This window comes from Verrucomicrobiota bacterium (assembly GCA_016871535.1).
Taxonomy (GTDB): Bacteria; Verrucomicrobiota; Verrucomicrobiia; order Limisphaerales; family SIBE01; genus VHCZ01.
In genome coordinates this window covers 1-13686 of the sequence record VHCZ01000169.1, presented here as the reverse complement: position 1 = coordinate 13686, position 13686 = coordinate 1, and the positions used below count along the sequence as shown (strand labels likewise).

Below are 13686 nucleotides of genomic sequence, written 5' to 3'. Positions count from 1 at the left end.
CGAAGGAGCATAGCCAGGGCTCTGCGACTGAGGAGAAACGAAGCCAGAAAGCGAAATCGCCCCAGCCCTCCGGGGCGGGGCGGCGCCTGGCCGGCTGCGGCGTTGCTCGTCGGTCACAGCCCCAAAACGGGGATGCTCCCTCCTCGCGCCTTGCATCCGGCCAGGCGGCGCTCCCGCCAAAACCGGAAGTTATTTTTGCACAGACCCGAAGCACAACATCATCCGGCATCAGCCGGTGCATCTCAGGCCGCAACGACCTCGACGCGAGCGGTGAAACCAAGTCGTCGCAACAAGTGCTCGCAATCCTCCCGCGAAAGAGCAAACGCACGCACATCCGCCACGCCAAGACGTGAAACCACCTCACGCGCGGCGTCCGATTCGTGCCCGCCAAACTCGCCTGCCATCATCGCGTTCTCAGCCCAATCCACCAGTTGCTCCAGCGAGATTTCGTGGTGAAGATACGCGGTGAGCTTGTTCGCCACGGTCTGCTTCGTGATCGTCATGGTTGCATCCTATACTTTCTTGTGGCCTTTATCCACCGGGGGTTTCTCGTGGGTCTCGACCAGCTTTCCCTGATCGTCATAGCTCTCCTGCCAGAACCGGAGCGTGGTCTCGCTGGCATCTACTTCCTTGAGATAGCAGGCCAGCCAACCAAGGCGACCCCGCACGTCGAACCGGTAACGTCGCCCCCCGCCGGGCAGCTCATCCCACTGGCCGAACTTCCTCTCGTTTTGTGCCCGTGTGCCCATCCTGCTGACACGCTACCGACTTGCGGCAAATCAGGCAACGCACGAGCGGTCGCTCGGCTCGGACTTCCTGTTCGTCAGCTTCAGAATCTCAACAATGCTGCTGGTTTCCTTGATGCTCACGGCGTGTTTCGCGTCGAAAGATCATTCTCCGGGCCACCCACGGCATCGTCAGTGGCGCGCCCGCTTTCTTCAAACGGTGCCGATGCGTTTTTGAAATGTCCTGGGATTGTCGGCGCTTGAAGGAACTTCTTCGAAGTGTCGAACCCGAGGCAGATTTGACCGCCGTTCTCCATGAGATCGTGTCGGCAAGCTCTGGACCAACCGGGAATTACCCCCCGCATTTCTTTGAAGTCGAGCTCAAGAAACTCCTCGCCCAGCGAGGAATCACCTACGAAATCCTGTTTTCATTCCTGACCAACCTTGGAGAAGCCAGAAAGAACGCAAAGTAGTCCTTCCAGCCTCCAGTTTCTCGAATTCCTTTTCTGCCGACGGCTTGAAAACGACCGTGTAGCTCACCGTTTCTTCTTTTTAGCGGAAAGGATCTGGGCAAGTGTCCGGCCATCCGGCTCCTTGGATCGTTCGTTGAACAAGCGAGCGTCCACTTCCTCTTCGAGTTCCTCGTTCAGTATCTTCAACATCGCCTTCCGCTCGTTAAGCGGCAGGGTCTTGATCTTGTCGATGATTTCCGTCGTGCTCATCTCCACAGAATTGTACCATGCTCGGAACCGTCTGCAATAGCGAGCGCTCTCCCATGTTCCTCGCCTAAATCTTCAAAACCATCCTTGCGATGCGGCCAGTTCGGGGCGTGCCAACGTCGCGGTTCAATAGATTTCGTATTGAATCGCGTCTATCGAAAATGCCACGCCCACCGGCTCAAGACTCGTTTTCAAAATCCTTAGGCGAGGATTTGGGCTCTCAAAGGGCAGCGCGAATGCCGCCGGCTTTTCACCCTGCGCACGCGGTGGTCATCGAGGAGTTCATCGATTGACGATTGACAATTGTGTCCGGCTATTCGACGTGCGCCAAACGCGCCGCCGTGAGTTCTGTTTCGTGCGCCAACGGAGGCATTTCGTCGTAGATGCGCCCGTTCAGAGTGCGCCCCGTCAGATCTTTCCTCACGTCACCCCCACTGCTTGAAGAAGAACGCCACGCCCGCGCTCCGGCATTGTTCTAGAATGGACGCTACCCATTCGCGTCTCATCGGCCGCGCCCTGGGGCCAGATTCGCCCCCGACGATCACCCAGTGGATTCCCTCCACCGAGCAGGTCTTCCTGACTCTCTTGCCATCCGTGTTTATCCGCGTTCATCCGTGGTGGAAAATGAGGCTCCGCAGGAGCGTCGCCCCACCACGTCCGGTTCGGCTCGCTGGGGACAGGCTCGCCCTACCGTCCGGCGTCGCTGGGTTCAGTTCCCCTCCTGGGAGGGGTGAATCGGTGGGTCGGTTCATGGAAAGAAATCTCATTGTCGCCTCAAGGGGGTCCTTCTAATTTTGCGCCATGACTGTCAATCTCGAGACCAATAAGTCCACAAGTAATCAGTCCATCGGTGGGGCGAGGCTCCTGGCGAGCCCTGATCTCAAGGCGTTTCATGGCGATGCTCACGCGACAAGGAAGGCACATTTCATCCAGAAGCAGAGAGGCTCCGCGGGAGCCTGCTCCTTATACGCAATTCTTCCGGTTAGAATCCCAACGGGATTCCGACGCAAAGCCCAGGGTTGCGAGGCACGAGCTACCCTGGGGAAGAGTGGGAACGCGGGCTCAACCCCAACGGGGTTGCGTCTTTGGCCAATCGCAGAGGCGCAACCCCTGTGGGGTTGGTTCCGTCTGGTTCGCTTTACCCAGGGTAGCTCGTTCCTCGCAACCCTGGGCTGGAGTACGCAATCCTCTTGGGATTGGCGACCGCCGTCCACAGATTCGTGTAAGGAGCAGCCGGGAGCGTCGCCTCACCAATCCTTCAGGCGCTACACCTTGGCTGCGGTGCTGTGCGGTTTGGTCTTGTTGGGCGGAATCTCTTCGGCGCGCGGCCAGGTTGTTATCACCGAGTTCCTGGCCAACAACAGCCGCGCGCTGGCCGACAGCGACGGGGAATACTCGGACTGGATCGAGCTTTACAACAGCAGTCCGGCAGCGGTGAACCTCGACGGCTGGTCGTTGACCGACACTTCCACGAACCTGACCAAATGGCGCTTCCCGGCCGTGACTCTGTTTCCGAATCAGCATCTCGTTGTCTTCGCTTCCGGAAAAGACCGCGCCGTGCCGGGCGCACAACTCCACACCAGCTTCAAGCTTTCGAGCGGCGGCGAGTATCTCGCGCTGGTCAAGCCAGACAACCAGACCGTGGCGTTCGATCTCGGCGCCCCGTTTCCGGTTCAAATCACCGACGTCTCCTACGGCATCCCGGAACGACAGGCGGACACGCGGCTGATTTCTGCCGGCGCGCCCGCGAAATTTTTGGTCCCGAAAGACGACGCGCTCGCTACCGGTTGGACCGATCCGGATTGGATCGACTTCGATTGGCAGAACGCGAACACCGGCGTCGGGTATGTCAGTCCGGAATCGCCGTTGGTCATGGTGAAGATCGGCGATTCCGCCGCCGAGTTCTCCGACGTGCAAGGGCAGGACAACTGGTTTTACGGCTATTACAACCGGACCGCGGACAGGACGGCCGGCTATCAGCCCGGAGATTTTGTTCCGTTCGCCCGCGGCGAAGGTCCGCCCAGCGGCGCGAACTTCTGGAATGGCACGACGTGGGATTGGTTCAACGGAGACCCGCCCTGGACGGAGATTGGCCAGTCTTACACGCGTCCCAACGGGATCAACAGCGGCGGCCAGGAACATTGGGCCATTCGGCGCTGGGTCAGCTCGGTCAACGGCACGGTGTCCGTGCAATGGCGTCTGGCAAAACAGGACGCCAGCGGCAACGGCGTCACCGGACGTTTGTTCCTGAACGGCGCGCAAAGGGACTCCGTGCTGGTGGCGGGCCGCGACGTGATCGGCGTGACGCGGACGAATTTGCTCACCGACGTGCGCGCCGGCGACTTCATCGACCTGGCATTGCTGCCGACGGGCGCGGCGAATGCCACCGATGACACCGGCGATGGCTCGTATTTCACGGCGACGGTTCACATGACGAACAGCCTGGCCAGCCAGATCAGGACCAGCGTCGAAGCGCCGATGAAGAACGTGAATGCCTCGGTGTATCTGCGCATTCCGTTCGTCGCCGCCGATCCGTCCAAGTTCCAATTCCTGACGCTGCGCATGAAGCACAGCGATGGGTTCGTCGCTTATTTGAACGGGCTGGAAGTCGCGCGGCGCAATGCGCCGGAAGAGCCGGTCTGGAATTCCCAGGCCACGGCGGCGCGTCGCACCGAGGACGCAGTTCAATTTGAGGAGATCGATCTCTCCAGCCGGATTGGCGCTTTGCACATTGGAACGAATGTGCTCGCTTTACACGGTCTGAACTCCGGCGCTTCGGATACGGAATTCCTGCTGGCGCCGGAATTGACCGCGACCATGCTGACGATTGACCCGGCAACCCGGCGCTATTTTTCGCTGCCGACGCCCGGCGGGCCGAACGGATTTGGCCGAACCAATCTGGGTCCGCTGGTCGTGGACGTAACGCACACACCGAAAGTCCCGCGCGACGATCAGGAGTTGCTCGTGACGGCCCGGGCCGTCCCGACGTTCAATGCCGTGCGCAAGCTCACCATGACTTACCGCGTGGCGTACGGCGCTGAGGTGGCAGTGCCGATGTTCGATGACGGGCTCCATGGAGACGGCCCGGCGGGCAACGGCGTTTACGGCGCGGTGATCCCGTCCACCGTCTCGACGAACGGCCAGATGGTGCGTTACTCTATCGTCGCGGAAGACGCGGACGGCGATTCCTCGCGCTGGCCGCCGTATCAAGATCCGAAAAATTCCCCGCAATACTTCGGCACGATGGTGGCGGACCCATCGGTGACCACGGCCCTGCCGGTGCTTTACTGGTTCATCCAAAGCCGGACGGCCGCCGACAGCGAGACCGGCACGCGCGCCTCGGTTTTTTACGATGGGGACTTCTATGACAACATCGGCGTGAAGCTCCACGGCCAGTCGAGCTCCTCGTTTCCCAAGAAGAGTTACGACTTTGATTTCAACCGGGGCCACCACTTCCGCTATTCGGCGGATCAAAAACCGGTCGAGGATTTCAATCTGCTCACGACTTACCCGGACAAGGCGCACATGCGAAACCTCCTCGCCTACGAAACCTATCGGGATTCCGGCTCGACGTATCACATCGCCTTTCCGGTCCGGGTCCAGCAAAACGGCGCCTTCTTCAGCGTGGCGCACTTTGTCGAGGATGCGGACGAAGATTATCTGGAGCGGCTGGGCCTCGATCCGCGCGGCGCGCTTTACAAAATGTACAACACCCTGGATTCGGCCACGAGCGGCGCGGAGAAGAAAACGCGCAAGTTCGAGAAAAACGCCGATCTCCAGGCCTTGATCACAGGGATTCGCCGAACGGGCGTGGCGCGCACGCAATTCATTTTCGACAACGTCAACGTCCCGGCGATGGTGAACTATCTCGCGGCCATGATCATCACGGGCAACGTCGATTGCTGCCACAAAAACTATTACGCTTACCGCGATTCCGAAGGCACGGGCGAATGGCAATACACGCCCTGGGACGTCGATCTGTCGTTTGGACGGAACTGGAATTCGGCCAACACCTATTACGACGACACCATGTTCACCGCGAACGGATTGTTCGTCGGCGGGAACAACTCCCTGATCTCGGCGCTCTACGCCACGCCGTCGATTCGGCAAATGTATCTGCGCCGCGTGCGAACGCTCATGGACGAACTGCTCCAATGGACGAACACCCCGGCGGCGAATTTGAAATACGAGCTCCGCATCGACGAGCTCTCGACGTTGCTTACGCCGGACTGCGCTCTGGATTTCGCCAAGTGGCCCACCTGGGGGCAAAAGCAGACCCTGGCGCAGGCGGTCAACATTCTGACGAACCGATATTTTCCCGCGCGGCGGAATTATTTGTTCCGGCTCTCGGACATCCCCAGGGCCCAGTCAAACGACGTCGCGCTGGCGTTCGGCGACATCGACTTCAATCCGGTCTCGGGAAATCAAGACGAGGAATTCATTCAACTCACGAATAGCACGGCGCTGGCCATCGACATCTCCCGCTGGAAAATCTCGGGCGGCGTGACGCACACGATTCAGCCGGGAACAGTCGTGGCGGCGAGAAGCTCGTTGTATCTCTCGCCGAACGTCGTCGCCTTCCGCGCCCGGAAAACGGCGCCGACCGGCGGGCAAGGCCTGTTCGTCATCGGCAATTACAGCGGGCGGCTGTCCGCGCGAGGCGAGGCCGTCCGGCTTTTCGACGCCAACGGACGGGAAGTTATCTCGGTTGCTTACCCCGGAAATCCCAGCCCGGCGCAGCAATTCCTGAGAATCACGGAGATCATGTATCATCCGGTCCCGCCGCCGGCGGGCAGCGCGTTTACGGATGAAGATTTCGAGTTCGTGCAATTGAAGAACGTTGGCTCGACCAATCTCGATCTGTCTGGCGTTCGGTTCAGCATGGGCATCAGTTTCGATTTTACGGCTGGCGACGTCACGCTGCTGCCGCCGGGAGAAGCCGTTTATTTGGTTAAGAACTTGAGCGCGTTCACGGCGCACTATGGAAAAGGCTTCAACATCGCCGGCACGTACGAAGGCAATCTGAACAATGCGGGAGAGAAACTCCGGCTGGAGGATGCCGCCGGCGAAAGCATCCTGGAATTCTCGTACAACAACTCCTGGTCGCCCAGCACCGACGGCCTGGGATATTCGCTCGTGATCGCCGACGAGAAAATGCCGTGGAGTGTCTGGGGCGAGAGAGCAAGCTGGCGCGCGAGTCAGACCGTCGGAGGGTCGCCCGCGCTGGGCTCCGCGGCTTTGCGATCGTGGCGCGCGGCATATTTCACGGCAACTGAACTGACGAATCGTTCGGTCAGCGGCGACGACGCCGATCCGGACCGCGATGACCGGACGAACATCGACGAGTTTTTGAGCGGCACGAACCCCCGCGAGGCGCGCAGCCATTTGAAGGTCGAGTCGGCCGAAATCGCCGTGGGTCCGGAGAAGACGCTGAAGGTTCGTTTCACGGCGGCGGCGGGCAAATCCTATACGATTCAATACACGGAATCGCTCTTTCGGCCCGTCTGGAGCAAACTGGCGGATGTTCCACCGCAGACCACCTCGCGCATGGTCGAAGCGACCGATCCGCTCCTGCCCGACCACCGCACGCGCTACTATCGCCTCGTCACGCCGATGCGGCGGTAGGCCACAGCCCTGATTTTCAATCATTGGAAATCAGGGCTGCAGTTACGCGGGTGATACCCTCCCAATCCCTTCCCATGAACCGGACGGTAGGGCGAGCCTGTCCCAGCGAGCCGAGTCGGACGTGTTCCAAGCGCGTCGAGCGGCTCGCCGGGACGGACTCGCCCTACCGAGTTCATGGGCCGTGGACATGGTTCTGAACCAAGCAGGCTCTCCAGCAGCCGCGAACGTGCCGGGGTGTTCGTCCCGCATTTTCGGTTGTTCACCGACCAGCCGCCTCTGTGGGTGGTGATCAGTCTCGCTTTCTCGCGTCGGACACTCGCGTCTGCCTGAACCCATGGACGCCGCATTGCGACGCCTCTTCACGCAATCGAGGAGCAAGCCGCGGGAGACCATCACCGGCCTTTACTTGCTGATTCTGTCGCGTTTTCCGACGGAGGAAGAGTTGAAGATCATCGGGGACTATTCTCAATCCAGCGGCGGGACCGGGCGCGAAGCGGTGATTGACCTCGTCTGGGCCATGATCAACAGCGCGGAGTTTCTTTACCGGCACTGAGCCAAGCCATGATCACCTGGGCCCAGTCTATTCAGTCGCGATGGGGAGCGCACGCGCCCTCGCGTGCATGTGATCGGCGCCCTCGCCGACCACACTCTTCTGTGCAGAAAAGCGATCGCTTGACGAGACGGCTTCTCCGACGTCCGACCGGCGGGGGCGCCGGTCGGGACACGCGAGGGCGCGTGTGCTCCCCAATAGAATTGCGCCCCAAATCCAAACGAGAACATGAATACGAAACCAATTTCAATTGAGGCCTGGTCGAAACCGTACTCGGACAGGCAAATCTCCCAGGCGCGAGGGCTTCACGGCCGTAAAGCAACTCGGCGGCGCGCCGACGGAGACTTTGCCGCTGGGCCTGGGTGAGTTTGTTCATCAGCGGACGATGTTTCTCCACCGTCAGTGTGCCAGGGGTTTTCTTTTCTGGGGCTGGCTTCGCAGCTTTCACAGTTGCTTATCTCATCACCAATGTCGCATGTCAAATCGGGCAGAGTTCCTTTCATCCTCCGCTTCCATGGCGTCGAGCATCTGAAAGATCTGAACGGGTTCGAGCTCTTTCTCGGCTTGCCTCGGATGCCTCATTGGATCAAGAGTGAGTCGTGATTGACCGCGCGCAGATCAGGCAATTCAGTGACGCAGTTGCGCGAAAGTTCCGCCCGAAGAGGATCATTCTCTTCGGATACTACTCGGCTGCCAGCGCGACGATGGGATCCAGCGCCGAAGCTCGCCGGGCGGGCATCAGGCCACTTGCGATTCCGACCAGGAAGCTGATCGTCAGCGCCAGCAACACATACTCCATCGGCGTCTGAACGGGCAACGCAGGAACGTACCAGTGCAGCAACTGCGCGGTGCCCATCCCGAACGCCAAACCGAGCGTTCCTCCCAGCGTGGACAACATCGCGGCTTCGCTCAGAAATAACCACAGGATCTGGTTGGAAGACGCGCCGATGGCGCGCGCCAATCCAATTTCCGAGGTGCGCTCGTTGACGGAAATCCACATCATGGTCAGAATCCCGATCGATCCCACCAGCAGAGAAATTGCGCCGATCCCGCCCACGGCGAGGCTGACGATGCGAATGATCCGGTCCAGGCTGTCCAACATCCCGGTTTGCGTCGTGATCGTGAAGTCTTCCTCGCGGTTGTGACGCTCGATCAACAGGCGTTTCGCCCGTTCCACGACGGGTTCGATCAACGGCGCGCTGGCGATGGTGATGTCAATTTCTTGCAGGTGTTCGCGATTGAACAGGCGTTGCGCCTGGCCCACCGGAATGTACGCGCTGTCGTCGATGTCAAATCCCAGAAACTGTCCCATCGGTTCCATGACACCGATCACCAGGAAGCGCTCGCCAGCAATGCGCACGTGATCGCCCAGGCAATTCTGATCGCCGAACAATTCGCGTTTCAACTTCGGGCCGAGCACGGCCAGCGGTGCGCCGCGTTCGGCGTCCAGTTCCGGCAGAAACCGTCCGGACCGCACGCGCATGCGCCACGCGTCCGGCGCGCTCGACGTAACCCCATAGACAAATACATCGCGGGTTCGGCCCGCGTTTTCGACCGGCGCGGCGCCCATGACCACGGGAACGACGCGGTCCACGCCCGGGATGCGGCGCAATGCTTCGGCGTCGTCCAGCGTCAAGGGATGGATCGTGGTGCCCACAGCGCCGGAAAGGCCCGTGGTCTGGATTCTTCCCGGATTGATCGCGGCGAGCGTCGTGCCGAACTGAGTGAACTCGGACAGCACATAGACCCGCGTGCCTTCTCCAATTGAAGTCAGCAGGATCACCGAGGCGATCCCGATCAAGATTCCGAGCATCGTCAGCAGCGACCGCGTGCGATGGAACCAAATCGATTGCCAGGCCTGGCTCAAGAGATCGCGCCAATTCATTTACGCATTCAACCGATTTAACGATTTAACCTTTTAACGTTGTAACGAGTCTGGGCTTCGCCGCGTTCTTCCCATGAAGTTCATGAGGTTCATGCTTTCCTCCGCATCAGGGCTTGAATCGGATTCAGCCGCGCCGCATTCCGCGCCGGCAGAATTCCAAACAGCAGGCCCACCAACACAGACACCGCCAATGCCGCGAAGACGGCCCACGCTGGCGGATGGATGGGAAAGTCCGGGTAAAGGTGCTGAAGAAATCGTCCGCCGCCCAACCCCGCGAACAGCCCCAACGCGCCGCCCACCGTGGAAAGGATTGAAGATTCGACCAGGAACACCGAAAGAATCTGCGCGTCGGTGCCGCCCACGGCTTTGAGCAAGCCGATTTCCCGCGTCCGTTCCGACACCGACACCAGCATCACGTTCATGATTCCCAATCCCGCGACGGCGAGCGAAATAGCCGCAATGCCGGCCAGAGCTGCGGTCAGCGCCCGGAGAATCAGGTTGAAGGAGGCGAGCACCGTGTCTTGCGTGAGCACCGTGACGTCTTCCTGTCCGCCATGGCGCTCGCGCAAAACCTGAAGGACGGCCTTCTCCGCCGCCGGCACATCGTGGTACGAGCCCACTTCGGCCAGGATCCGAAACAGTCCGCTTCGATTGAACAACTTCAGGCCCGTCTCGACCGGAATCTCCACGACCTCGTCCAAATCCATCCCGATGGAAACGCCGCGTGGGGCAATCACGCCGATGACTCGAAACCGCCAGTCGCCAATTCGCACCAACTGGCCGAGCGGATTCTGATTGGGGAAGAGCTCGCGCTGAACTTTCGCGCCCAGCACACAGACCGCGGCCTGGGGCAGATCGGCCGGAAGAAAGCGGCCGGTGGCCATTTTGAGATGGCGAATCTCCAGCATCTCCCGCGTGGTCCCGACCACGGTCACCTCGCGGCCACGTTCCGCCGCGCTGGCCCGGGCCGTTCCAACAATCAAGGGCGCCACGCGCCGGATGGAGGGCACGCGCTGAAGCAAGGCCTCCGCGTCTTGCTGGGTCAGATCATGCGGCGCCGTGCTCACGAGCGGGGCCAAACCTTTCGTCTCCGTTTTTCCCGGAATGATGATGAGAAGATTCGAACCGAGCGAAGCGAACTCGCCCGTGACGTACAGCCGCGCTCCTTCCCCCAGGCTCGTGAGCAAAATGACGGAGGCCACTCCAATGGCCACACCGAACAGCGACAGAAAGGCCCGCAGCCGATGGCCACGCAAAGCGCCGCCAGCGAATTGGAGGACGTCGGCGAGGCTCATGTCTGCAGGAGTTTCCCTATACAACAATTCAAATCGATGGGGAGCGCACGCGCCCCGCGTGCCGTGGTCGGCGCCCTCGCCGACCACACTGGCGCGGTCGGACAAATCGCCATCTGCGGACTGAATTGTCCGACGAACCGACCGGCGAGGCGCCGGTCGGCACACGCGAGGGCGCGTGTGCTCCCCGATTCAGATAGCCTGCTTCGCATAGACCCAGCGTCTGAAATCCGCTACCGCTGAGCGGGCTCATCCGTCACCACCAGTCCGTCCGCCAGTCGAATCTGGCGCCGGGCGCGGCCGCCGACCTTTGGATCGTGCGTGACGACGATCAGCGTGAGTCCCTGCTTGTTCATGTTTTCCATCAAATCGATGATTTCCTGTCCGGAACCACTGTCGAGATTTCCGGTAGGTTCGTCGGCGAGCAACAACGCCGGATTCATCACCACGGCCCGCGCAATCGCCACCCGCTGCTGCTCGCCGCCGGAGAGTTGATCCGGGCGATGTCCGGCCCGGGCGGTCAACCCGACCAATTCAAGAACTTGCCGCGATCGTTGGCGACGTTGCTCCGGCTCGACTCCCGCGAACACCATCGGCAGTTCGACGTTTCCCTGAGCGGTCAAGCGCGGCACGAGATGAAAGAATTGAAACACGAATCCAATCTGATCGCGTCGCAGGCGCGACAACCCGTTCTCGTCCAGGCGGGCCGTCTCTTCCTCCGCGAAGCGATACGATCCCGACGTGGGCCGGTCCAGGCAGCCCAGAATGTGGAGCAGCGTGGATTTCCCGGACCCGGACGGTCCCATCACAGAGACGTATTCGCCCGATTCGATCCGAAGGTTGACCTCCTTCAAAGCATGCACCGGACTTCCGCCGACCGTGTACGTGCGCTGGATTCCTTGCAGATGGATCATTTCTCCGCCTCGGCGGCCACGATGACTCGCGCGCCGGCTTTCACTTCGGTCCGGTCGAGGGAGACCACGACGGCTTCGCCGGCGGCGAGCCCGGAGGTGATTTCCGTGTAACTCCAGTTGTGCAGGCCGGTTGTCACTTTCTTTTCTTCCAATCCCCCGTTTTGCACGACCAGAACCCGGCTGCCTTCGAGCAGCGCGTAGGTGGGAATCCGCAAAACCTGCTCGCGGGAATCGAGGATGACTTCCAAATCGGCCGAAAGCCCCGGCAACAGATTTGCCGGGAAGGAGGTCTCTTTCAATTCGGCTTCGACGCGCAAGGTGCGGTTTTGTTCCTGGCGCGCTTCGACGAAGGAGGAGATATAGGTGAGCATCCCCTCGAATGATTGGCCGCGAAAAGCGTCGAGCGTCACGCGAACCGGCAAGCCCACGCGCAGCCGCGCCACGTCGGCCTCGTCAATCGGAGCGCTCAAGTAAAGCGCTTGCGGATCGATCAAATCCACCACGGCCGGAATGAACACGCCCGGAGGCGCTGGACTGATCCACTCGCCCACCTCAATCGTCACGTCGAGCACGACGCCATCGAACGGCGCCGTGATGACCGTCTTGGCCAAGGTCGCGCGGGCCGCTTCCAGCGCGGCTTCGGCTTCCAGAATTCGAGCCTGGGCCGCCAGGCTTGCGGCTTGAGCGGTCAGGGAACGAGTTTGGTCCTGTTCGCGGACCGTTTCGGAAACGACGTCATTCCGGGCCAGACTCTGCGTTCGGTTCCACAACCGCTGTGCCAGTTCTGCCTCCAGGCGCGCCTGTTCCGCGACCGCTTTGGCGGCTTCCAGGGAACGCGCAGCCAGTTGCGCTTGCGCCTGCTGTTCCCGATCATCCAGACGCACGAGGACATCCCCCTTTTTGACGCGTGAGCCTTTCTGCACTTTGATTTCGGTGACGAGTCCAGGAATTCCCGGACTGATCCCGGCGCGGCGGCGGGACTGCACGGTGCCCGCGCGCGAATTCACGACCGAATCCTCCACGCGGCCCGATTTCACGCGATAGACCGTGACGGGTACCGGCTTGGCCCGAAAGACCGTCAGGCGCAACAGGAATACGCCTCCTCCAAGCGCGATCAGGATGATTGCGGCTTTGAGCCGCCACTTCCCGCCAACGCCTTGTTGAATCATTGCCATGGACGTTATCTCAGACGGTTGATCCCGGTCAAATTCCGTATGAACCGTGCAGAAGTAAGGTTTCCATAGCCATTCCAAGATATGTTGAAACTCATTCGACGACTCCTGGCGCCGAGCGCGTCGCTGTCGATCATAGCGTCTCTGCACGCGCAACCGGTGACGCCGCACATTGGCTATGTCTATCCCGCCGGTGGACAGCAAGGCGCTTCGTTTCAAATCAAGGTGGGCGGGCAATTTCTGGATGGTGTCACGAACGCCTTTGTCTCCGGCGCCGGTGTGCAAGCGGCGGTGTATGGGTATCGTTTGCGCTTGAGCGCGCCCCGACCTGATTTCGAGTTGCGAGCGGTGCCGTCCAGCCTGAAAGACATGTCGGTTTCTTCGCTGTTCCAGTGGCTACGGCCGTAAAGTTCCGACCGCACGTTCCGCGGCCTTCCCTCTCACCTGAGGGAGGTATCTGTTTAGCGTAGCGCAGATTTGGAATCTGCCGCAGCGCGGAATTGCATTCCGCAGGCGCTCGACAAGTTCCAGTGGCTCTGGAACTCGCTAAAGCGCCGCCGATTTCAAATCGGCGATACGGCAGATTACAAATCTGCGCTACTCCCCAGTCCCATTGCATCCTTCCGCTAACCTCCGTTTTCTCGGTTCGCTCCTGTTGGAATTGAATTTCCGGCTTCCCGGCTTAGTGGTCCGTTTCGTAAATACGCTCACGTTCGTTGCGCCCAATTTGGCCTGGGGCAAGGCGCGACGAGCGAGCATCCCCCGCCAGTGGGGCTGTGACCGAGGAGCAACGCAGCCCCAGGC

11 protein-coding genes and 1 pseudogene are annotated in these 13686 nt (G+C 60.6%); 4 read left to right on the top strand and 8 right to left on the bottom strand.

Annotation, left to right across the window (positions count from 1 at the left end):
* Positions 1-242: 242 nt before the first annotated feature.
* A complete protein-coding gene (locus tag FJ398_19050) occupies positions 243-503 on the bottom strand; it encodes a hypothetical protein (protein ID MBM3840019.1) in 261 nt (86 codons plus the stop codon).
* Between the two features lie 9 nt (positions 504-512).
* A complete protein-coding gene (locus tag FJ398_19045; GenBank protein MBM3840018.1) occupies positions 513-749 on the bottom strand; it encodes a hypothetical protein in 237 nt (78 codons plus the stop codon).
* A gap of 215 nt (positions 750-964) precedes the next feature.
* Between FJ398_19045 and FJ398_19040 the strand changes: the two genes are divergently transcribed.
* Complete coding sequence (locus FJ398_19040) at positions 965-1198, top strand: hypothetical protein (GenBank protein ID MBM3840017.1); 234 nt, start codon at positions 965-967, stop codon at positions 1196-1198.
* A gap of 63 nt (positions 1199-1261) precedes the next feature.
* Here FJ398_19040 and FJ398_19035 read toward each other — a convergent pair whose 3' ends face one another.
* A complete protein-coding gene (locus FJ398_19035; protein ID MBM3840016.1) occupies positions 1262-1447 on the bottom strand; it encodes a hypothetical protein in 186 nt (61 codons plus the stop codon).
* 310 nt (positions 1448-1757) lie between these two features.
* Positions 1758-2046 (bottom strand): annotated as a pseudogene (locus FJ398_19030) (DUF5131 family protein).
* Positions 2047-2245: 199 nt separating this feature from the next.
* Between FJ398_19030 and FJ398_19025 the strand changes: the two are divergent.
* Both FJ398_19025 and FJ398_19020 read left to right on the top strand, forming a co-directional pair.
* On the top strand, positions 2246-7069 hold the full coding sequence (locus FJ398_19025; protein ID MBM3840015.1) for a hypothetical protein: 4824 nt from the start codon (positions 2246-2248) through the stop codon (positions 7067-7069).
* Positions 7070-7403: 334 nt separating this feature from the next.
* Entirely contained in the window at positions 7404-7622 is a 219-nt protein-coding gene (locus tag FJ398_19020) for a hypothetical protein (GenBank protein MBM3840014.1), read from the top strand.
* Positions 7623-8301: 679 nt separating this feature from the next.
* Here the strand turns inward: FJ398_19020 and FJ398_19015 are convergent.
* The 4 genes from FJ398_19015 to FJ398_19000 all read right to left on the bottom strand — a co-directional run bounded on the left by FJ398_19015 (position 8302) and on the right by FJ398_19000 (position 12885).
* On the bottom strand, positions 8302-9504 hold the full coding sequence (locus tag FJ398_19015) for an FtsX-like permease family protein (protein MBM3840013.1): 1203 nt from the start codon (positions 9502-9504) through the stop codon (positions 8302-8304).
* Positions 9505-9593: 89 nt separating this feature from the next.
* Positions 9594-10799, bottom strand: a complete 1206-nt coding sequence (locus tag FJ398_19010; GenBank protein ID MBM3840012.1) for an FtsX-like permease family protein — start codon at positions 10797-10799, stop codon at positions 9594-9596.
* A gap of 230 nt (positions 10800-11029) precedes the next feature.
* The gene (locus FJ398_19005) at positions 11030-11710 is read right to left on the bottom strand and encodes an ABC transporter ATP-binding protein (protein MBM3840011.1); all 681 of its coding nucleotides are present in this window, start codon (positions 11708-11710) and stop codon (positions 11030-11032) included.
* Positions 11707-12885, bottom strand: coding sequence for an efflux RND transporter periplasmic adaptor subunit (locus FJ398_19000; GenBank protein ID MBM3840010.1), 1179 nt, complete (start codon positions 12883-12885; stop codon positions 11707-11709). The genes FJ398_19005 and FJ398_19000 overlap by 4 nt, the downstream gene beginning before the upstream one ends.
* An 81-nt stretch (positions 12886-12966) precedes the next feature.
* On the opposite strand from FJ398_19000, the gene FJ398_18995 reads away from it, so the two are divergent.
* A complete protein-coding gene (locus tag FJ398_18995; protein ID MBM3840009.1) occupies positions 12967-13290 on the top strand; it encodes a hypothetical protein in 324 nt (107 codons plus the stop codon).
* Positions 13291-13686: the final 396 nt, after the last annotated feature.